This window comes from Mycobacterium sp. NGS11 (assembly GCF_059813315.1).
The window spans coordinates 1-19,814 of sequence record NZ_JCALEJ010000038.1 but is presented as its reverse complement, the minus strand read 5'-3'; the positions used below and the strand labels follow the sequence as shown (position 1 = coordinate 19,814).

General features: G+C 63.4%; 18 protein-coding genes and 6 pseudogenes. 17 read left to right on the top strand and 7 right to left on the bottom strand.

What is annotated here, in order from left to right; all coding sequences use genetic code 11:
• Positions 1–257 precede the first annotated feature (257 nt).
• From AC5Y4T_RS24940 to AC5Y4T_RS24895, 10 genes and pseudogenes are all read left to right on the top strand, one after another.
• Positions 258–1,424 carry a thiolase family protein gene (locus AC5Y4T_RS24940; protein ID WP_069953676.1) on the top strand — a complete coding sequence of 389 codons (1,167 nt, stop codon included), beginning with the start codon at positions 258–260 and terminating at the stop codon, positions 1,422–1,424.
• The gene (locus tag AC5Y4T_RS24935) at positions 1,421–1,858 is read left to right on the top strand and encodes a Zn-ribbon domain-containing OB-fold protein (protein ID WP_069953677.1); all 438 of its coding nucleotides are present in this window, start codon (positions 1,421–1,423) and stop codon (positions 1,856–1,858) included. Before AC5Y4T_RS24940 ends, AC5Y4T_RS24935 begins: the two co-directional genes overlap by 4 nt.
• The gene (locus AC5Y4T_RS24930; protein WP_069953678.1) at positions 1,855–2,898 is read left to right on the top strand and encodes an LLM class flavin-dependent oxidoreductase; all 1,044 of its coding nucleotides are present in this window, start codon (positions 1,855–1,857) and stop codon (positions 2,896–2,898) included. The genes AC5Y4T_RS24935 and AC5Y4T_RS24930 overlap by 4 nt, the downstream gene beginning before the upstream one ends.
• Entirely contained in the window at positions 2,891–3,349 is a 459-nt protein-coding gene (locus tag AC5Y4T_RS24925) for a MaoC family dehydratase N-terminal domain-containing protein (protein WP_069953679.1), read from the top strand. Before AC5Y4T_RS24930 ends, AC5Y4T_RS24925 begins: the two co-directional genes overlap by 8 nt.
• The gene (locus AC5Y4T_RS24920; protein ID WP_069953680.1) at positions 3,346–3,771 is read left to right on the top strand and encodes a MaoC/PaaZ C-terminal domain-containing protein; all 426 of its coding nucleotides are present in this window, start codon (positions 3,346–3,348) and stop codon (positions 3,769–3,771) included. The genes AC5Y4T_RS24925 and AC5Y4T_RS24920 overlap by 4 nt, the downstream gene beginning before the upstream one ends.
• Before the next feature lie 32 nt (positions 3,772–3,803).
• Positions 3,804–4,295 carry an FAS1-like dehydratase domain-containing protein gene (locus tag AC5Y4T_RS24915; RefSeq protein ID WP_173662750.1) on the top strand — a complete coding sequence of 164 codons (492 nt, stop codon included), beginning with the start codon at positions 3,804–3,806 and terminating at the stop codon, positions 4,293–4,295.
• Positions 4,292–4,762, top strand: coding sequence for a hotdog family protein (locus AC5Y4T_RS24910; protein ID WP_069953682.1), 471 nt, complete (start codon positions 4,292–4,294; stop codon positions 4,760–4,762). Before AC5Y4T_RS24915 ends, AC5Y4T_RS24910 begins: the two co-directional genes overlap by 4 nt.
• A gap of 43 nt (positions 4,763–4,805) precedes the next feature.
• Positions 4,806–5,573 carry an enoyl-CoA hydratase/isomerase family protein gene (locus tag AC5Y4T_RS24905; protein ID WP_069953683.1) on the top strand — a complete coding sequence of 256 codons (768 nt, stop codon included), beginning with the start codon at positions 4,806–4,808 and terminating at the stop codon, positions 5,571–5,573.
• A gap of 1 nt (position 5,574) precedes the next feature.
• A pseudogene (locus AC5Y4T_RS24900) lies at positions 5,575–5,804 on the top strand (maleylpyruvate isomerase N-terminal domain-containing protein); the annotation flags it as partial.
• Positions 5,801–6,108 (top strand): annotated as a pseudogene (locus AC5Y4T_RS24895) (acyclic terpene utilization AtuA family protein); the annotation flags it as partial. The pseudogenes AC5Y4T_RS24900 and AC5Y4T_RS24895, both read left to right, overlap by 4 nt.
• 229 nt (positions 6,109–6,337) lie before the next feature.
• On the opposite strand, the gene AC5Y4T_RS24890 reads toward AC5Y4T_RS24895, so the two are convergent.
• The 6 genes and pseudogenes from AC5Y4T_RS24890 to AC5Y4T_RS24865 form a co-directional block, all read right to left on the bottom strand.
• A complete protein-coding gene (locus AC5Y4T_RS24890; protein ID WP_069953933.1) occupies positions 6,338–6,898 on the bottom strand; it encodes a TetR/AcrR family transcriptional regulator in 561 nt (186 codons plus the stop codon).
• A gap of 223 nt (positions 6,899–7,121) precedes the next feature.
• The gene (locus AC5Y4T_RS24885; protein ID WP_069953685.1) at positions 7,122–8,681 is read right to left on the bottom strand and encodes an acyl-CoA synthetase; all 1,560 of its coding nucleotides are present in this window, start codon (positions 8,679–8,681) and stop codon (positions 7,122–7,124) included.
• Between the two features lie 26 nt (positions 8,682–8,707).
• The gene (locus AC5Y4T_RS24880; RefSeq protein ID WP_069953686.1) at positions 8,708–9,862 is read right to left on the bottom strand and encodes an acyl-CoA dehydrogenase family protein; all 1,155 of its coding nucleotides are present in this window, start codon (positions 9,860–9,862) and stop codon (positions 8,708–8,710) included.
• Between the two features lie 54 nt (positions 9,863–9,916).
• Positions 9,917–10,105: pseudogene (locus AC5Y4T_RS24875) on the bottom strand (acyl-CoA carboxylase biotin carboxyl carrier protein subunit); the annotation flags it as partial.
• Positions 10,106–10,107: 2 nt separating this feature from the next.
• Positions 10,108–10,333, bottom strand: a pseudogene (locus tag AC5Y4T_RS24870) (acyl-CoA carboxylase subunit beta); the annotation flags it as partial.
• 418 nt (positions 10,334–10,751) lie between these two features.
• Positions 10,752–11,426: a TetR/AcrR family transcriptional regulator gene (locus AC5Y4T_RS24865; RefSeq protein ID WP_065120227.1), complete on the bottom strand. Its 675-nt coding sequence runs from the start codon at positions 11,424–11,426 to the stop codon at positions 10,752–10,754.
• 68 nt (positions 11,427–11,494) lie between these two features.
• On the opposite strand from AC5Y4T_RS24865, the gene AC5Y4T_RS24860 reads away from it, so the two are divergent.
• Complete coding sequence (locus tag AC5Y4T_RS24860; RefSeq protein ID WP_065120226.1) at positions 11,495–12,364, top strand: metal-dependent hydrolase; 870 nt, start codon at positions 11,495–11,497, stop codon at positions 12,362–12,364.
• Positions 12,365–12,540: 176 nt separating this feature from the next.
• Here the strand turns inward: AC5Y4T_RS24860 and AC5Y4T_RS24855 are convergent, their stop codons facing one another.
• The gene (locus AC5Y4T_RS24855) at positions 12,541–13,173 is read right to left on the bottom strand and encodes a TetR/AcrR family transcriptional regulator (protein WP_095763925.1); all 633 of its coding nucleotides are present in this window, start codon (positions 13,171–13,173) and stop codon (positions 12,541–12,543) included.
• A gap of 128 nt (positions 13,174–13,301) precedes the next feature.
• On the opposite strand from AC5Y4T_RS24855, the gene AC5Y4T_RS24850 reads away from it, so the two are divergent.
• The 6 genes and pseudogenes from AC5Y4T_RS24850 to AC5Y4T_RS24825 all read left to right on the top strand — a co-directional run.
• Positions 13,302–14,156 carry an SDR family NAD(P)-dependent oxidoreductase gene (locus AC5Y4T_RS24850; RefSeq protein ID WP_065120224.1) on the top strand — a complete coding sequence of 285 codons (855 nt, stop codon included), beginning with the start codon at positions 13,302–13,304 and terminating at the stop codon, positions 14,154–14,156.
• Positions 14,157–14,168: 12 nt separating this feature from the next.
• A complete protein-coding gene (locus AC5Y4T_RS24845; protein ID WP_065120223.1) occupies positions 14,169–15,092 on the top strand; it encodes a reductase in 924 nt (307 codons plus the stop codon).
• Positions 15,089–16,583 (top strand): annotated as a pseudogene (locus AC5Y4T_RS24840) (flavin-containing monooxygenase). The gene AC5Y4T_RS24845 and the pseudogene AC5Y4T_RS24840 overlap by 4 nt, the downstream one beginning before the upstream one ends.
• Positions 16,584–16,631: 48 nt before the next feature.
• On the top strand, positions 16,632–18,149 hold the full coding sequence (locus AC5Y4T_RS24835) for a flavin-containing monooxygenase (RefSeq protein ID WP_065120222.1): 1,518 nt from the start codon (positions 16,632–16,634) through the stop codon (positions 18,147–18,149).
• 5 nt (positions 18,150–18,154) lie between these two features.
• Positions 18,155–19,112, top strand: a pseudogene (locus tag AC5Y4T_RS24830) (alpha/beta hydrolase).
• A 61-nt stretch (positions 19,113–19,173) separates the two neighbouring features.
• Positions 19,174–19,814: flavin-containing monooxygenase (locus tag AC5Y4T_RS24825; RefSeq protein WP_499955977.1), on the top strand; the 641-nt coding region annotated here is incomplete at its 3' end.

Genomic DNA, 19,814 nt, shown 5'->3' with positions numbered 1-19,814 from the left:
TGCCGGGCGTCCACCGGAACCAGCGGGCTTCGCGATCGGCCCTATCTGTCACTTGGACATCGTCGAGAAACGACACGATCGGCGCGGGTTTCGGTCATCGCAGCACCCTCTTGGGAAGAGGCGCAACGACATTCCAGAGAATCCATACCGCGCTAGCGGCGGGTGCGGGCGGGGGGTGACGCGGACCCCTGGTCACGCTATGCTAACCGTCGTTCACGTCGGGGCCGGCGTTGAACGCGTGGTCGAGAGGAGTCCGGATGCCACACGACCAGCCGGCCATCATCGGTGCCGCCGAACTCGCTCCAGGAAGAAACGTTCCGTACACCTCCACTGAATTGCATGTGCGCGCCGCGGTCGCGGCTCTCGCTGATGCGGGGGTGGCCCCAGACGAGGTTGACGGTCTCGTATGCGCCGGGCCGATGACGAACGAGGGTTCGATCTTCCTGTCCGAGGACCTCATGGACTATCTCGGGCTACACAACCTGAAACTTCAGATGACCTGTCAGCTTGGCGGCGGGACCCATCTGGCCATGACGCGCATGGCTAGTAACGTCATCGCCCGGGGCGAGGCCGAGACGGTGCTGGTCGTGTCGGCGGGCAAGTTTCCACCGATCCGCGATGGCGGGCGCGAACTGATGGCGCTGGTGTGTGACCACGCGTTCGAGATGCCCTACGGACCGTCCGTGCCGGCGCTGTACGGTTTGATCGCGCAGGCCTGGATGCACGAGACAGGACAGGGCAAGGCGGACATTGCCGAGGTCACCGCGTCGCAGGACCGTTGGGCCGCGCTAAATCCTGCGGCGATCGCGCACCGCTCACAACGCCTGAGTGTGGAGGACGTGCTGGCGTCCCGCCCGATCGCCGGGCCGTTCCACTTCTACCACTGCTCGATTCCCTGCGAGGGCGGTGGCGCGCTCGTGCTGGGCTCGGCCCGCCGGGCTCGCGCGGGCAAGCACCGGCCAGTCCACCTGCTCGGCTTCGGAGAGGGTCACACCCACGGTTTTCTGACCTCCCTGGCCCGGCCGGGTCGTACCGGGGCCGCCCGTTCTGGTCCGATGGCCTTCGAGCGCTCCGGACGGGCGCCGGACGACATCGACGTCGCCTTGCTCTATGACGCCTTCGCCTCCAATCCTGCGATGATCCTTGAGGAGGCGGGATTCGTGAAGCCCGGCGGGGCAGGCGATTTCTACCGTGACGGCTGCGCCGATCCGGGCGGCGACCTGCCGGTGAACACCGACGGCGGCCTGATCCGGTTCGGGCACACCGGGACCTCCTCTGGCATTTCGCAGATCCTTGAGGGTTACTGGCAGCTGTCCGGTCGCGCCGAGGGCCGTCAGGTGCTCGGGGCGGACACCGCGTTCGTGCACAGCTACGGCTCGATGCTGTGCAGTCACGTCAGCATGGTGATGGAGGGAGCGTCATGACCGCAGCTTCGAGTTCCCTCCACGGTCTGCACGATCCTGAGGCGCTGCCGCCGCTGACCGATGTCACCCGTCCTTACTTCGCAGCAGCGGCCCGCGGCGTACTCGTCTTCCAGCGGTGCGCGAACGGCCACCCTTTCCTCTACCCGCGGCTGGTGTGTCCCGTCTGCCATGACGGTGAGTTGGCCTGGGAGACCGCGGCGGGGACTGGTGAGATCGTCAGTTTCGCGCCGGTGTACCGCCCCCCGTGGGACTCGTTCCCGCGCAGCGAGCCGTACGTCGTCGTGCTCGTTCGTCTGGACGAGGGGCCGCAGTTGTTGGCCAGTCTCGAGGGCGTGCCCCCCGACGGCGTCGTCATCGGCGCGCGAGTGCGCGCAGTGTTCGAGCGGGTGAACGAGGATCTTGGGCTGGTCCGATTCAGGCCGGCGGCGTCGTGAGCACGTACGGCGTCTCGGTGCTCGGCGCGGACTTGGCCACCCTTGTCGATACGGCCGAGGCTGCCGACCTCGCCGGTTTCGACGCCGCCTGGGCCTCGGAGTTCTACTCGCGATCTGGCTCGATCTCGATGGCCGCAATCGCCGCGCGCACAAGACGGTGCCGCGTCGGGTCGTCGATCCTGTACGGCGTCGGGCGCAGCCCGCTCGTGCTCGCCACCGAGGCGCGCGACCTCGACGAGCTCTCCGGCGGGCGCGTCGTGCTCGGACTCGGAAACGGCACACGCCGCATGATGAGCGACTGGCACGGCGTCGAGGACACCTCCGCACCCGCTCTGCGCATGGAGGAACTGGTTCCCCTCGTGCGACGGATATGGAACCTCCACGAGGGCCCCGTCCACCACGAGGGGCGCTTCTATCGGATGAATCTCGTTCCGACCGGCGAGGTGGCGCCGCCGAAGCGGGCCATCCCGATCATCACCGCCGGGGTGCGTCCGCGGATGTGCGAGGTGGCCGGGCGCGTCGCCGACGGGTTGGCCGGTCATCCGCTGTTCACCACGACTTACGTCGAGGAGGTCGCCCGCCCGGCCGTCATGCGCGGTGCGGAACGGGCCGGGCGCGACCCGGCCGACATTGAGATCGTTTCCATGGTCATCTGCGCGGTGCACGACGATCCGCAAATTGCACGCCGTGAGGCCGCGCAGCAGATCGCGTTCTACTCCTCGGTGAAGACCTACGAGCCCGTCCTCGACGTCAGCGGCTTCGCCGCGCAGGGGGCGGCCATCCGCGACGCGTTCGCAAGGCGCGACCTGCCGGCGATGTTCGCCGCGGTCACCGACGACATGATCGACGCGATGGCCGTGGCCGGTACCGCCGCCGAGGTCCGCGCCGGGCTGCGTCGCTACGAGGGCGTGCTGGACCACATCGTTCTCTACTCACCCTCGATTGGCCTCGAGCCCGGACGCATCGCCGAGAACATCGGCAGCCTCATCCGCGATTGTGCGCCGGCTCTCGCCGGCGGGAAAGGTGACCAGAATGGCTGACGCCTCGCTCATCGGGACGCAAATCGGCAGGACCACGTTTCCGGTCGAGCGGTCCAAAGTGCGCGAGTTCACGCTTTCGCTCGGCGACCGCGACCCGATCTACCTGGACGTCGCGGCCGCCCGGGCCGCCGGCTTCGGCTCGATCCCCGCTCCGCCGACCTTCGTCGTCTCCTCGGCTCATTGGCGCGCTGACGACGAAATGTTCGGCGCCCTCGGGCTCGACCTGCGACGCGTACTGCACGGTGAGTGCGGCTGGGAGTACTTCGCGCCGGTGTTCGTCGGCGATGAGCTCACCGAGACGCGCCGGGTGTCAAACGTGACCAGCCGCGAGGGCAAGCGCGGCGGCACCATGACAATGGTCACGATCGAGACCGACTTCACCAATCAGCGCGACGAGCTCGTCGTGCGCCAGACCGACGTCTTGATCGAGACCGGAGGCTCCACCCGATGACGGCATCCACCGCGCCGGTAATGTTGGCCCCCGGCGACGAGATGCCGACCTCGCAGTTCGGGCCGCTGACGCGCTCCCACATCGTCCGCTACGCAGGCGCCGGCGGCGACTTCAACCCGATCCACCACGACGAAGAGTTCGCCCGCGCGGCCGGCATGCCCGGTGTTTTCGGCATGGGACTGCTGCACGGCGGCGTGCTCGCCCAGCGGCTGACCGCCTGGGTAGGTCTCGCCAACATCCGCTCGTTCCGCATCCGTTTCACCGGTCAGGTATGGCCCGGTGACCTGCTCAACTTCGCCGGCAGGGTCACCGGCGTGCGTGAGGCCGGAGGGCACCAGGTGGCCGACCTCGAACTCGTGGTCACGCGCCAGACCGGCGAACCCGCGATAAAGGGGAGCGCCGTCGTGCTGGTGGCGTCGTGAGCGCGCCGACGAGCGACGTCACCGGCCTGGGCATGACCTTCGGGACCTTCGGCGAGGGCCGGGCGTGGATCGGTCATCGCTCGGAACCGCGGCGTGCGTGGTTCCCGATCGACCGCTCAATGGTGTTGTACTACTGCTCGCTCGTCGAGGACGCGAACCCCCGCTACTGGGAGGGTGAGGACTGCCCGCCCGGACTGCTGATGAGCCTCGGCTTCGCGCCGCAGTGGGTGCCCGAGTACCTAGCGCGTGCGGACATGATGTTCGCGCTCAGCGTCCCGTTGCCCGGCCACCACATCATCAACGCATCAACGACGACGGAGTTCGAACGCCGGCCCCGGGTAGGCGATCACGTGTCAATTGTGGAGGAGATCGCCTCGATCTCCGAGCCGAAGACGACGCGGGTGGGCACCGGCGTGTTCATCACCACGGTGAGCACCTTCTCCGACCAGCACGGTGAGGTCATCGGCCGCAACACCAACGTGCTCTTCCGATACGACACCGCCGATAGTGAAGGCGCATCATGAACGAGTCCACGGACCACAGCATGGTCCGCGTCCCCGTGCGGTTCGAGGACGTCACCGTCGGCGACACCCTGACGCCCGTCTCGATCGAGATCAGCTACAAGCGCATCTGCATGAACGCGGCCTCGACATGGGACTGGTTCCCCGGTCACCACGACCCCGACTACGCGCGCAGCCAGGGCCAGCGCACGATCTACCTGTCAACCCTCTTCTTCCATGGCTTCATCGACCGCGGACTCAACGAATGGGCCGGACCCGACGCGCTCATCCGACGCCGCAAAATCTCAATGATCCGGTCGATCTACCCGGGCCAGACCGCGACCCTGAGCGGCAAGGTCGTGGCCAAACGCGACGATGGCGGACGGCGCCTCGTCGACCTCGAGTTGCTCGTCTCGAGCGAAGATGGTCCGTGCGTGCCGAGTGAAGCCACCGTTGAGCTGGCCGCCCCGTTTGTCGAGGTGCCGGGGTGAACTGCCACTCACATGCGAGGCGACGGTGAGGGACGGAGGCTCGGTGGCCGAGCAACCGATTCGCTACGAGGTCGTCGACAGCGTGGCCTGGCTGACGATCAACCGGCCCGAGGCGCGCAACGCGCTGAACAACGCTGTGCGCACGGGGCTTTTCGACGCGGTACGCCGCTTCAATGACGACGACGCAGCGAAGGTGCTGGTCCTCACCGGCGCGGGCGACAAGGCGTTCTGTGCCGGCGGGGACTTGAAGGAGATGGCGCAGGATGCGCTCAAGGTGCCGCCGAAGGACTTCGCTCCGCAGTTCGGCCGCAACATCGATGTCGCGAAGCCGACGATCGCCGCGGTCAACGGTGTCGCGTTCGCCGGGGGCTTCCTGCTCGCGCAGCAGTGCGACCTCGTAGTGGCTGCCGAACACGCGACCTTCGCCGTCAGCGAGGTCAAGGTCGGCCGCGGGTCGCCCTGGGCGGCACCCCTGTCCTGGCTGGTGCCTCCGCGCGTCGCCATGCAGATCTTGCTGACTGGCGACCCGATCACCGCCGAGCGCGCCCACCAGGTCGGCTTGGTCAACGAGGTGGTGCCGGCCGATCAGTTGCGCGAGCGTACCCAGCAGTTGGCGCTCAGCATCGCCGCGAACGCACCGCTATCGGTGCTCGCGTCCAAGCGCACCGTGTACCTATCGGCACAGCATCACCTCGCCGCCGCCTACGACCTGGCAGACGAGATATGGGAGCCGGTCTATCTGAGCGACGACGCGCAGGAAGGCCCGACGGCGTTCCGCGAGAAGCGTGCACCACAGTGGAAGGGACGCTGACATGGCGGTGACAATGCAGTCGGTAACCGACATCGAAGCGGAGAGACGGCAGCCCTACGCGGATTGGTCGCGCCGCTGACCGAAGGGCCGCGCGGCTGGGACGCGCCGACTCCGGCCGTGGGCTGGACGATCTGCGACCAGATGAGCCATCTGGCGTTCTTCGACGACGTGGCGGTGCGCTCGGCCACCGACCCCGACGGTTTCAGCAGCGACTACCTGCCGATGATGGCCCTCAGGCGACGGGCGGCAACTACGCGTTCCTCGACGAGATCACCGACCGCCGCTACCCGGGTTTCCGATCGCCGAGGTCGCCGAGGACGGCTCTTCGGTGATCACGAAGCATTCCGGCACCGGGGGACTGGTCTCAGTCGGCACGGTCGCCGCCCAGCTGCTCTACAAGATCGCTGAACCTGCGTACCTCGGGCCCCGACGCGTCACCCATTTCGACACCATCCGGCTGGCTCAACAGGGTGAGCACCGCGTCGCGATCAGCGGTACGAAAGGCAGTCCGCCGCCGGACACGTTGAAGGTGGCCTCCTCGACCCGGCCGGGCGCCCAAGCCAAGGGCCGCGGGGAGTACGTGCGATCCCGAGTGGTGGACGTTCCCGAATCGCTGCTCGACACACGCTGAACAATGCGGTGCGGCGCCGGCGCCGGCTACCTGCTGTGTCACCCCGAGTCCGACTACGTCAGCGGACAGGTCGTGATGCTGGGGCGGCTTCAGAATCCTGAGGGGACTCAGCCGGCCGCCACGCCGAATCCGGTCACGGCGCGCCGCTGAACAGCGCCGCAACGGCCGCGGCGGCCAGCATCGCCTCGATCGTCGCGTCGTCCAGCGAAGCCGGCATGTACGCGGACGCGTTCAGCAATGACAGCACGGCGGCGACCAGGCCCTGTGCGCGCTCACGGTTTAGATCGCCGCGTGCCCGTACGAGCGCGTCGACCCAGATGGACTCGTAGCTGTGCTGTCGACGTCGCAGGGCACGGGTCGCCAGCGGTGACAGCGAGCGGTGCTCGCGGGCGTAGACGGCCAGCAGGCCGCGTCGTCGCGCGCCGAAGGCCGCGTGCAGATCGACCAGGGTGTGCAGGACCTCTGTCGGTGTGCCGGCCGTCGTGGCGCGGCGGGCGCCGGCCAGCAGCTCAGTCATGGCGGCGTCGCACAGATCGCGCAGGATCGCGTCCTTGTTCTGAAAGTGCCGGTAGACGGCCGGCCCGCTCACCCCCGCTGCGGCACCGATGTCGTCGATGCCCACGGCGTGAAAGCCTTGGCGTGCGAACAGGTCGGCGGCGGCCTCAAGGAGCAGTTTGCGGCGCAAACCGGCCACGTTCACGCCTCCTGCCGCCTTGTGGTTACTTCGTTCGCGGTCCGATCCGCTGGGCTGGGATCCTACCGATGCTGGGGTTGTCTGCGTCGACACCCGCCACACCATCTCGAGGGAGGTGAACGTAACCGCTAGCCCCCGCCAATGCTGTCGCATCCTCTTCTCAGTTCACCGATTTCGAGGCTCTGCTTCGAACCCGCGAAGCGGCGATGTGCAGGGCACTGACTCAGCGCAGGACGACTCCGCCCTCGATGCCCGTGAACTGCGCGCGAAGCTCGGTCTTGAGTAGCTTGCCGGTGGCGTTTCGCGGGAGTTCTGCGACGAAGTGCACGTCGCGCGGACACTTGAAGTGCCCCAGCCGCTCCCGGCACCAAGCCACGATCTCCTCGGCGCTAGGTGCCTGTGTTGCCGGGTCGGCGACGACGATCGCGACGACGCGTTCGCCCCACTTTGAGTCCTTGCCGCCGATCACGGCGGCGTCAAGCACCGCCGGATGGCGGAAGAGAACCTGCTCGACCTCGATCGGGTAGACGTTTTCGCCGCCGGAGATGATCATGTCCTTCTTGCGGTCGACGAGGGTGATGTAGCCCTCCGCGTCCATGCGCCCGAGGTCGCCTGTGTGGAACCAGCCTCCGCGTAACGCCTCGGCGCTCGCCTCGGGCTTCATCCAGTATCCGGTGAACACATTCGGGCCACGCACGATCAGTTCGCCCACGGTGTCGGTCGCGACGTCGCGGTCGTCGTCGTCGTCGTCGACGATGCGGGCGTCGACATGCATTGCGACGCGGCCGATCGACCCGGCCCGTTTGCTGATGTTGTCGGCGTCGAGGACGGTCACCAGGGGAGCGGTCTCGGTCATGCCGAAGCCCTCGGTGAAGGGCACGTCTCGCTCGCGCATGAAGTCGATGACCGTGAGGGGGACGGGCGACCCGCCGCCCATGGCGAAACGCAATGCAGACAGGTCAAAGGAGTCGAAGTCGCACACCTGCGTGAGAGCGGTCCACATGGCCGGCACCATGAACTGGACCGTGACCCGGTGGTCGGCCATCGCCTGTAATGTCGCTCGCGGCTCGAAGGACGGCATGATGACGCTGGTGCCGCCGACGTAGAGCAGCGGCAGTGTGTGTACTCCTAGCCCGCCGATGTGGAACATCGGCGCCACCGCGACGGTGACGTCCTCGCCCCGCAGACCGATATCGGTGCCGAGGACGTTGATCGCGTTCCATAGCAGGTTTTCGTGGGTGAGGATGGCGCCCTTAGGTCGGCCCGTCGTCCCCGACGTGTACATGATGAACGCGGGGTCGCGGCCGGCGACGTCGCCGCCGAGCGGTTCGGGCGGCCCGCCCGAGACGACGTCTTCGTAGCCGAGCTCACCCGGCGCCTGCACCCCACCGGCGCGCACGACGTGGCGCACGCGGACTCCGGACTCGGTGACGGCCCTCGTGGCCTGAGCGGCCAACGGCTCATGGAAGACCAGGATGTCGGCCCCGGAGTCGGCCAGGATATAGCCGATCTCGGGTCCGGCGAGGCGTACGTTGAGCGGCACTGCAAGTGCGCCGATTTTGGCGCAGCCCAGCAGCACCTCGATGAACTCGGCCGAATTGACCAGCAGCAGAGCGACCCGATCGCCCCTGCGCACGCCGAGGGCAAGGAGTGCGGCGGCGACCTGGTTGGTGCGCCGATCGAGGTCGGCGTAGGTGATGTGCTCGCCGTTGCTGATCAACGCGGTGCGCCCGCCGTTGAGGAAGGAGCGCCGGGTCACCCACTGACCGATGCCGAGTTGCATGCGATTCCCTTCCCGTTCGCGGCGACTCAGTAGGACGCGGGCAGTTTCAGGCTGTGCTGCGCCACGAAGTTGAGGATCATCTCGCGGCTGATCGGCGCGGTGCGCATGAGCCGGGCCGGGCCCCACAGCGTGGCGAGGCCGTACTCCGTGGCCATACCGTTGCCGCCGTGGGTTTGAATCGCCTGATCAAGCGCCAGGATGCCCGCCTCGGCCGCGGCGTATTTCGCCATGTTCGACGCCTCACCCGAGCCGGGGTCGCCGGCGTCGTGCAGAGCGGCGGCGCGCTGGGTCATCAACCGGGCCAGCTCGACCTGGATTCTGGCGTGGGCAAGCGGGTGGGACACCCCCTGGTGTGAGCCGATCGGCGCGCCCCACACGTGGCGCCCGCGGGCGTAGTCGGCGGCTTTATCGAGCGCGTAGCGACCGATGCCGTTGCCGAGCGCCGCTCCCATGATCCGCTCCGGGTTCAGGCCCATAAAGACTTGGCGCAGGCCCTCGTTCTCCGCGCCGATCAAGTTGGCGGCCGGCACGCGGACGTCGTCGAAGAACAGAGTGAACTGCTTCTCCGGAGTGACGGCCTGGACCGGGATGAGCGACTTGGTTAGCCCGGGGACATCGGTGGGCACGACGAGCAGGCTGAGAAGCCCGCGACCACGGTCATTGGTAGAGGTGCGGGTGACGACCAGGATCGCCTCGGCTTCGTCGACGCCAGAGATGTAGTACTTGGTGCCGTTGATGACCCAGTCGTCACCGTCGCGTTTGGCGGTCGTGGAGATGTTGTGCGAGTTCGAGCCGGCGTCCGGCTCGGTGATCGCGAAGGCCATGATCGTCTTGCCGCTGGCGATACCCGGCAGCCACTGCTGCTTGAGTTGCTCACTGCCGTAAGCCTGGATGATCGTGCCGCAGATGGTCGGCGAGACGACGGTCATCAGCAGTGGGCAGCCGGCAGCGGCGAGCTCCTCGCCGACGATCTGCATGTCGTAGATGCCGCCGCCGCCACCGCCGTACTGCTCGGAAAGGTTCACGCCGAGGAAGCCCTGCTTGCCGACGGCCTGCCATAGTTCGGTGCTCTTCTCGCCGGCCAGCGACTTCTCCAGGTAGTACTCGTGTCCAAAGTCCTTAGCTAACTCGGCGACCGCCTTGCGCAGGTCCTGACGTTCCTCGGTCTCGTGCAATTCCATGACTATCCTCACATCGGTATCGACGCGCCACCGATCGGGTGCACGCCGGGTTCATCAGTGCTCCGTGGCGTCCGAGGCCACCTCACCGCCGTCCACCGCCGCTCCCACGGCGAGTACATCACCGCTCGAGACCTGATGGCCGACCTGGGCCGGCAGGGCGCTCAGCACCCCGTCGATCGGGCTCGCGACGGTGTGCTCCATCTTCATCGCCTCCAGCACGACGAGCGTGTGACCGGCTGACACCATAGTTCGAGGAACGCTGTGTCGGGCTCGAGCATCAGCTCGATGCGCTCGCGGACGAGCAGCTTGCCCCGCTTGCGGTGGCGGCGCAACGTGTTTTGCGCCGCCACCGCCGCCGTTGACCAGCCTCAGTTGCTCCGCGATGGTGTCGAGTTGCGCGCTCAGTCCTTCGCGGTTCTCGAGATAGCTGGGCGCAGTGTCGTCGACACGCTCGGGCAGGACCTGTACCAAAATTTTCCCTCCGGGCGAGCATCGAGGTCGATCTGCTAGGCGCTGATGTTAGCCGCAATTAACATCAAGTGACAACGGCGCGGGAGCGGGCGTCGGATTTGTTTCCGCGCCGTGGTTCCGTCGAATGGCGATGGACCGAAGCGGTGCGCTTCGCTGCAGATCGAGCGATCGAAGGAATTGACTGTGGGCGCGACGGCACACATGGCGCTGGCCGGATGTGTACCCGGTGATGTCGCGGATCATCTTGCGCCCACCAGGAACCGGGAACCGGCGCGAGCGAGCCGCAGTGACTCCGTGAGAACGAGGTCGATGAGATCCTCGGTATCGACGTCACCACCGCCGAAGATGGCACTGGCCTGTAGCGTCCGCCATGCCCTTCAGCGAACCGAGGCGTGCGTAACGCCGGGTCGGTCAGAATCTATCGCGTCTCGTCAGCTGCGGCTAGCCGCGGAGCGGTCGGATCAGGCGCCTGCCCGAGGGTGTATAGGCCGAGACTGCCGAGAAAACCCGCACAGTGCTCGATAAGCATTTCAGTCGAGTGGTTCAGTTGTCCGTCTATCCAGCGGCGGAGTATCTCGAACAGGCCCCCGACACCGTAGGTAGCGGCGAGATCTGCGACTTCAAGCACCTCACTGGGTATATCGAGGTGCAGGCGGGCCTCTCTGAGGACGAGCTCCGCAAAACCTGTCATCAGTTCGCTTCGCAGCTGCCGGAGGAGGGGTTCCGCGCCCGATTCGACAAACAGTATGCGGGCCATGCTGGGATCGTTCTCGATCATCTGAACCAGGGCCTCGATCGGAGCGTGAGCGAGTTCTTGAGGAGCAACGGTGTCGTGCGGAATGGCGCTGGTTATCACCGCTTGGAAGGTGGCGGAGATCTTGGCAAAGACCGCACACAAGAGCGCGTCTCGGTCGCGAAACTGCTGGTAGAAATACCGGCTCGTCACCCCTGACTTCGCACACACGGCGGTCACTGTGCACGCGGCAGCTCCTTGGGTCCCCATGATTGCGACCGCGGCATCGATCAACATCACGCGGCGCTGCGCATCGCGTTGAGTTGCGGACAGCCCGCCATAAACACGTGCTGGACTCATGTCCTACAGTCTGGCAGTCTTATCTGACAAGGCATAAAGTCAGATCAAACTTCGAGGAAGGACCTGAAATGTCGGACGATCAAGCCCCGACCAGGACCCGGGTGCTGCCAAAACCCAGGCGTGTTCGGTTTCCGATGCCGACCTCCACGAAGCGGCAACACTTCGTAGATGGCGACCTGGTGATGAGCCATTTCATCTCGACGCTTTCTGCGACGTTCCCGGAAGGCGAGGATTTCTTCATCCGCTCGGTCAGGAACTTCCAGAGTTCCATCGACGATCCCCAATTGGAGACAGCGGTCAAGGGTTTCATCGGACAAGAGGCCACGCACCGACACCAGCATCGGCTCCTCAACGAACGACTCCAGGCCATGGGTTATCCGACCGCGCGAATCGATCGTCACGTCGCACGCTTGATCAAGCGATTGGAACGGCGCTTTTCGCCGGAAATGCGGCTGTCCATGACTTCCGCATTGGAGCACTACACCGCTACGCTGGCGGAAATCATTCTTACCAGCGAAGATGCCCAGAAGCTCATTGGACAGACAGAGGTTCGACCGATTCTGCTGTGGCATGCGTTCGAGGAGTCGGAGCACAAAGCGGTTGCCTTCGACGTCTATCGGCTCGTGGGGGGAACCGAGCGCACCCGTGTACGGGGCATGCGGATCGCTTCAGTAATTTTATTCGGCGAACTCATTCTGCAGACTGCCTTGTCCATGGCCGCTGATAGAGCCTCGTATAACCCGGTCACGTTGATGCGCAGTCTGTACCGCTTCAGTCGCACCCCGATGTTCACCGCTGATGCGCTGCGGCGTTTCCGTTCCTACAATCGCCCGGGTTTCCACCCTGATGATTGGGACAGTGCTGCGGTCCTGGAGCGTTGGAGTAAGGAACTGTTCGACCAAGACGGTTCACAGCGAGTTATCGCTCAGTCGGGATAGCAAAGGTGCGGAAGTTGGGCGACGCAGGGAGCACTGTTCCTGCTTCGCTCCTGCCGAACAGCGTGGGCGCCGGCAGCGTCACGGGCGCGGTGCTCGGTGCTGGTGAAGGCGGCGGTCGGACCAAGAATGGGGTTCGGCAGCGATCGCCACGGAGCTGGCTGGCCTGTGATCCTGGGTCAGTCGCTGACGATATAGCGTTGAGCCAGGGTTTCAGCCAGTCTGCTCGTGTGCGCGACCATTTCCTTCTCGGTGACCGCAAGCAGACCCGAGTGCCAGGCCGTCATGACTTCGACGAACCCCCCGACTGCGATCAGAGTGTCCATGCGAAGGGCTATCTCGTCGGCATCTCGTCGGAGGTGTGGCCGGCTTGCCTCAACGACCAACTGCGTTGCTTCCTGTAGCGCCACGGCGCGGCGGTCTTGTAGCGGTGAGCTACCAACATGCTGAGCGAGGAGGATGTGCGCCCGACCGGGATCGCGTGCGATCCGGTCGACCACGATGGCGATCACCGCGGTGATGGTTTCGATCGGCGGCCGATTCACACGCTCGTCGAAGAGCGCGGCGACCTCGCCGAGCATGTCATTGCGGACGCCATCCCACGCTGCGACGAGCAGCTCATCGCGCGTCTTGAAGTCCTCGTAGAAGTATCGATCGTTCAGCCTCGTGCGGGCGCATACGCCGCGCATAGTCACTGCGGCCCAACCGCTCTCACTCCAAATCTCGGTTGCGGCCTCGATCAATTGTTGCCGTCGCTCTGCACGACGCTCAGCACCCGTCCGACCACCCCAGCGCTTGTTTATCGACCGCACCTCTCCATCTTGACAACGTGCTCGCCCCACGACAAAACTGGTGGCATGCGACCCCAATAGTGGCTGATGCCCCCAATTGAGAGTTTCCGCACAGCCGACGTCAATGTCGCGACCCGAAAGGCAGACGAATGAGATTGCTGCCATTCGACGGCTCACCAGGCAGAACGCACCGAGCCGATGCAGTCGTCACAGGCGCAGGAAGCGGTATCGGCCGCGCATTCGCCGTGGAGCTTGCACGCCGAGGTGGACGCGTGGTTTGCGCCGACAGGGATCCCATAACCGCAAAAGAGTCGGCAGAGTTGGTGAGGCAGGCTGGCGGCGAGGGTTTCGACATCGCATGCGACGTCACCGATCTTGAGCAGATTCGTAACCTCGCTGACGCGAGCGAAGACTGGTTTGGGAAGGCTGCAAGCCTCGTCATCAACAACGCCGGAATCGGTGCGGGCGGCAACCGTATCGGCGCGACGTCGATCGAGGACTGGAACGCGGCGATTTCTGTCAACCTCTGGGGCGTTATTTATGGGTGCGAGACTTTCGTGCCTCGGCTACGCAGCAATGGGCATGGCGGAGTCATCAATGTGGCGTCCGCCGCGAGCTTCGGCTCGGCCCCTCGGATGGCGGCTTACAACGTGAGCAAGGCCGGAGTGCTCGCTCTATCGGAGACATTGGCGGCCGAACTGAGCGGTACTGACGTCAACGTCACAGTGCTTTGCCCCACCTTCGTGAAGACGAACATAGCCAATAATCCTCAAATCGACGAGGCGGCTGCACGACTCGCGACCAACTTGATGAAATGGACCGGCATTTCGCCACAGCACGTTGCTCGAACGACGTTGAACGCGCACGATCGCGGACAAATTTATGTAGTACCCCAACTCGATGCCAAAGTCTTGTGGCAACTGAAGAGAGCCCTACCCGGTCCCTTTACACGCACGCTGGGCCTCGTGGAGCGCATGGCCTCATGGCACGATTCAGCCGAGTAGAGGAGCAGGGAAATGCCTTTCGCATATAGCGACATGCTCGAGACAATCAAAAACAAGCAATGGGCTCTCGCCGATATCGATTGGGACGCCCCTGGCGCGGAACTGATCACCGACGAACAGCGTCCCAAACTCAAGCAATTCATGTCCGACGTGGTGTGGATTGAGCATGTCGGAGCACGTGCCTTCGCCGCGATGGCTCCGAAGGCACCCTTTGAAGGAGTCGGAGACATTTACCGTTACTTTCACGCCGAGGAGCAGCGTCACGCCAATGCCGAACTTGCCCTGATGCGTCGCTGGGGCATGATTGAGGAAGGCGAGAAGCCGGTCCCGAACAAGAATATTCGGCTGGTTATCGAATGGCTGGACCGGTACGCCGAAGCCCTTCCCCTGACCGTAATCGGGGCCGCGATTCCGGCACTGGAGATCGCGCTCGACGGAGCGCTGCTGAAGTTTCTCCTCGATGAGGTTGACGACCCTGTGTGCGGGGAGGTTTTCAACAAGGTTAATAGCGACGAATCGCGACATCTCGCGGTTGGCTTCCAGGTTTTGAATGACCTGGGCGCCAGCCCCTTGCGAATTCACGCAATTCAAACTGCGGGCGCTCTGGTGGATCCGCGCATTCTCACCGGCGCGTTGCTGTATATCCCGCTCCTGATGCGCATGTTGATGAATCTCAACGCTATGGGTTTGTGCGAGGAAAAGTTATACAACGCGGTGACGCGGTATGCCAATGTCGGCGACCGGAGTGAGCACACGCGGAGGGTGCCCGGCTATCACATCTTGAAGGCGCACATGTCGTCTTCAATCAAGCGGTCCCAGCCTCTGCACTTCGTGTCTCAGCGCCTTGGCAATGCGATCGATGTGTTCCCTGTTCAGATCTTCGGTCGGCCGCCATCATGGACGGACGAACTGACCTACGAACCGGTGGCCAAATGACAGGCACGACGACGACTTTGATCGTCGGCGCCGGGTTCGCAGGTATCGGTACGGCGATTCGGCTGCTGCAAGAGGGCACAGATGACTTCGTCATCGTGGAACGGTCAAATCGCGTCGGAGGCACGTGGCGAGACAATACCTATCCCGGTGCGGCGTGCGATATTCCCTCAGTTCTCTACTCCTATTCCTTCGAGCCGAACCCAGGCTGGACTCGTACCTACTCGGGGAGCGTTGAGATCCTCGAATATATCGACGATATGGTCGCCAAGTACGATCTTGCCCGGTTTATCCAGTTCGATACCGACGTGACTGCCTTGGAGTTCGACGAGGGTGCCGGCATCTGGGTAGCCGACACGGCTGATGGAAAGCGGTATCAAGCTCGGTCAGTTGTGATGGCCAGTGGACCACTTGCCAACGCCAGCTTCCCCGATATTCGGGGTATTGACTCGTACGGTGGAAAGAAGATCCACAGCGCTCGATGGGACCATGGCTACGATCTCGGCGGTAAGAGGGTTGCAGTCATCGGGACAGGCGCGAGCGCGGTACAGATCATTCCTGAGCTCGTGAAGTCGGCCGCGTCGGTCAAAGTTTTCCAGAGAACGCCGGGCTGGGTTTTGCCGAGGGTGAACCTCAAGCATCCGGCTTGGGTGCGTTCGACCTTCAAACACTTGCCGGTGAGCGAACAAGCGCTCCGTGACGCCTGGTTCTGGGCCCACGAAGTGATGGCAGTGGGTATGGTCTGGAACACCGCCGCGACATCCGCGATACAGCTGGCGGCGAAAGCTCATCTCCGTCGGCAGGTGAAAGACTCCTGGTTGAGACGTCAGTTGACGCCCCATTTCAGACCTGGATGCAAGCGCATGCTCATGTCCAGTGATTATTACCCTGCGCTACAGGCAGATAAACTGCAAGCTGATCAGCTGGCCGATCACCACATTGTCACCCAACGGTGTTCGGACCGCCGACGGTGTCGAGCACGAGGTGGACTGTATCGTGTTTGCCACCGGCTTCGATGTGGCCAAACGTGGCACCCCGTTCCCGATTAGCGGCCTCGGTGGTCGAAAGCTCGGCGATGAATGGTCTCAGGGGACATTCGCCTTCAAGAGCGTGAGCGTGGCCGGCTATCCGAACTTGTTCTTCACTTTTGGACCGAATTCCGGGCCAGGCCACAACTCGGCGCTCGTATATATGGAGGCAGCAATTGGCTATATAGTCCAGGCGATCGAGCTCCTTCAGCGAAATGACATCGGTACTTTGGATGTGAGGGAGGATCGCCAGGACTGCTATCACTCCGATATTCAGCGCCGCCTTCGACGAACGACATGGAATTCGGGGTGCAGCAGTTGGTATTTGACCGAGGACGGCTACAACGGCACGATGTACCCAGGTTTCGCGACCCAGTTTATGAGAGAACTTTCCCGCTTGGATCCTCGTGATTACGTGATAGCTCGTCGCGACGATACGCACCTCGAGCTGACTCAATCACTCTGAACCCAAGTTTGCAAGGCTGACCGTTAGAACGGTGGAATGAAAAGAGCAATGGATCGCAAGTCCGACCGTCATTACGAAATAATTATCATAGGAGCTGGATTTTCCGGCATTGGGTCTGGCATTAGCCTGATGAAGGCGGGATTTACCGACTTCTTGATGGTTGATGACGCCGATGGCGTAGGTGGTACGTGGCACTGGAACACCTACCCGGGTGTCGCTGTCGATATACCGTCGTATAGTTACCAATTCTCATACGAAATGCGGTCCTCTTGGTCGCGCACGTACGCCCACGGCAATGAGCTCAAAGCCTATGCAGAGCGATGCGTCGAAAAATACGGGCTCCGGGACCATATTCGTTTCAACACCACCATTACCGAGGCTTGTTTTGACGAGAACGCGACACGGTGGCGTTTGATCAGCGCCAATGGTGAGGAGTTCACGGCACGCTTCGTGATAAATTGCTCCGGCGTTCTCAGTCGGCCAAAGTGGCCTGAAATCAAGGGGGTGCGAGATTTCGCCGGCGTTACGCTCCACACGGCTAGATGGGACAATACCAAAGATCTCAGCGGGAAGAGGGTTGCAGTAATCGGTACCGGTGCATCGGCGGTGCAATTGATACCCGAAGTCGCAAAAAAAGCGGAGAGTCTGACGGTCTTTCAGCGAACTCCAATTTATTGTCTGCCGAAGCCAGACTTCCCCATACCGACGTGGGGTGGAAGGCTTCTACATTTCCTGCCGGGGGCACAATTGGTGACCCGGACCGCGAGCCAGGCGTTCGTGGAAATCACTTTCCCAATAGCCGCTCACTTTCATACGGTGATACCGTTCGCCGATGTCATGGAGAGCGCCGCAAGGCGGTACATGCGGCGTGAGGTCCATGACCCGACGACGAGAGAACAACTCATTCCGCGCTACTCGTTGGGCTGTAAACGACCCAGCTTCCACAATTCCTATCTCGCAACGTACAACCGGTCCAACGTTTCGCTCGAGACGAGCGGCATAACCCATATCGACCATGCATCCGTCAATACTCGAGACGGCAAAGCTCATCCCATTGACGTCTTGATCCTGGCCACCGGCTTCAAAGTGATGGAGTCGGGCAACATGCCAACTTACGTGTTGAAGGGACGCGGCGGGCTGGAGCAGGCTACATGGTGGGACGAGCATCGACTGCAGGCCTTCGAAGGGGTGAGCGTCCCGGGATTTCCGAATCATTTCAACATCTTCGGCCCGTACGGCTACAACGGTTCCTCGTACTTCACGCTCATCGAGGCGCAGAGTCGGCACATCGTCCGGTGTCTTCGTCGCGCGCGGGCGCTGGGTGCTAACTGCGTGGAGGTGAAGAAGGAGGCGAACGACCGTTACTTCGCCGAAGTGCTGAGGCGGCGTCACAGACAGGTTTTCTGGCAGCCGAGCTGTTCCAATGCCAACAGCTACTACTTTGACAGGCACGGTGACGTTCCACTCCGTCCATCAACGACTCTGGAGACGTACTGGCGGAGCCGCACCTTTCGCCTCTCGGACTACCGATTCGAGAATCGGCCCGAGGAGGTGCGTCCCCGGTGACTAGAATGGATGCCCCTGACTGGCAGCCCAGCATTGCCAGTCATCTCGTCGCGATGTCTTCGCGGACCACGCTGCGCCCTCTGGCGCAGCTCATGCCATCAAACGGCTACGGACTTGCGGTGATGGATCGCGTGCTTCGAACAGCGCTCGTCGCATCACGGCCTCGGCGCGGCGTCACAGTCCGCAAGGTTGACACTGTATTCGCCGGAAACCCGATTCGTGGGAACTGGATCAACACGCCTGTCATTAATCCGCATGCGAACCCAATGCTATACATACACGGCGGTGCATATTCTATGTGCTCGCCGGATACGCACCGCGGTCTTCTCGGCGAACTCGCCTTCTGCAAGCGGACGCCCAATCTTCGCCGTCAAGTATCGACTTGCGCCACGATATCCCTATCCCGCAGCCGCGGACGATGCACTGAACGCGTATCGCTGGCTTACCAGCGGAGGGTCCCCGGGTTCTTGCCAGCGCACCGTCGCGGTTGCCGGAGATTCAGCGGGCGGTCAGCTCACGATGGCCACGGCCTTGGGCGCGCGTGCAGCTGGATTGCCGCTCCCTGATGCGATGCTGCTGATGTCTCCCGTCCTGGATCTCAGGTGCGAACTCGCCAGGACGCGTGAACTTCGCCGCCGGGATCCTTTTGCCTCCGCTCAATCAGCAGCGCGCGCTCTTGACCTCTACGTAGGGGGTGCAGATCGCGACGATCCGCGCCTCAGCGTGCTTGACGCGGACCTCACCTCGATGCCGCCGATCCTCATTCAGGTGGGCGGGAGGGAAATGTTGATCGATGACTCGCGTCGTCTCGCCGAGCGACTTCAATCGGCTGGATCCCACGTAGAGATCCAGGTATTCCGGGGACAGATCCACGTATTCCAGGCTATGTTCCGGATTCTTCCCGAAGCTCGCGACGCGATTCATCGAGCGGGACGCTTCCTTGAAGCCTCGGGAATCCTGTGAAAGTGTCCGAACAGGCAATGCTCCGACACCGCGGCAGCGTTAAGTCAGTTGTCTCTGCCTCATGAGCAGCGACTTCATGACGCCCTGTCGCGCATACGATCCGTCGATCGTGATCATCGGGGCCGGCTTTGCTGGGGTTGCGATGGCCCACCGGCTGATGGAGGACGGTTTTACGAACTTCACGATCCTGGAAAAGGCTGCAGACATTGGCGGCGTTTGGCGTGACAACACCTATCCGGGAGCGGCCTGCGACGTGCCGTCTGCGTTGTATTCATTCTCATACAAGCCCAATGCTCGATGGTCACGTCGATATGCCGAGCAACCCGAGATACTCGAGTACCTCCGGCAACTCGTGGAGAGTGGCGGACTGGCCGCGCATCTGCGTACCCACACCGAAGTTGTCGACATGCGCTTCGATGAGCAGTTCGGACGTTGGAACCTGTCTACGAACTCGAACGAGACACTAGCCTGCGATGTCGTCGTCTCGGCCGTGGGTCAGCTCTCGTTGCCGCACGTACCCCTTATTGCGGACGCAGACACCTTCCAGGGGCCGCGCTTTCATTCGGCGCGTTGGGACCGATCGGTTTCGCTTCGCGGCAAGCAAGTAGCCGTCATCGGTACAGGAGCTAGTGCCATCCAATTCGTGCCACACATCGCCCAGGAGGCGGAGCATGTCACGCTATATCAGCGCACGGCTCCGTG